This is a genomic window from Pseudomonas entomophila, assembly GCF_013523125.1.
GTDB lineage: Bacteria > Pseudomonadota > Gammaproteobacteria > Pseudomonadales > Pseudomonadaceae > Aquipseudomonas > Aquipseudomonas entomophila_B.
On the sequence record NZ_JAAMQJ010000114.1, the window covers coordinates 1 to 523 of the forward strand.

General features: G+C 68.5%; 1 protein-coding gene. It reads left to right on the plus strand.

Annotated elements, in window-relative coordinates:
- Positions 1–523 (plus strand): condensation domain-containing protein (locus tag G7007_RS21860; protein WP_258198659.1); only part of this gene is annotated, 523 nt, incomplete at both ends.

The following is a 523-nucleotide window of genomic DNA, read 5'->3' on the forward strand; positions in this document are numbered from 1 at the left end:
CCGCGTGGTCTGCCGTTGGAGCGGTACCGAATCGGCGCTGATCGAACTCGAAGGCCATGGCCGCGAAGACCTGTTCGACGACGTCGACCTGAGCCGCACGGTGGGCTGGTTCACCAGCGCCTACCCGGTGCGCCTGACGCCGGCCGGTGGGTTAGGGGATTCGATCAAGCAGGTCAAGGAACAGCTGCGCGGCGTGCCGCGCAAGGGCATCGGCTTCGGCCTGCTGCGCTACCTGGGCAACGAAGGCGCACGCCAGACCCTGGCGCAGCTGCCGAGCCCGCGTATCACCTTCAACTACCTGGGCCAGCTGGACGGCCAGTTCGACGGTGATGCACTGCTGTCGCCGGCGACCGAAAGCGCGGGCGAAGAACACAGCCCGCAGGCGCCGCTGAACAACTGGCTGATGCTCAACGGCCAGGTCTACGGCGGCGAGCTGAGCCTGGCGTTCAGCTTCAGCGCGCAGATGTTCGCCCCGGCGACCATCGAGCGCCTGGCGCGGGCCTACGAGGCCGAGCTGACGGCG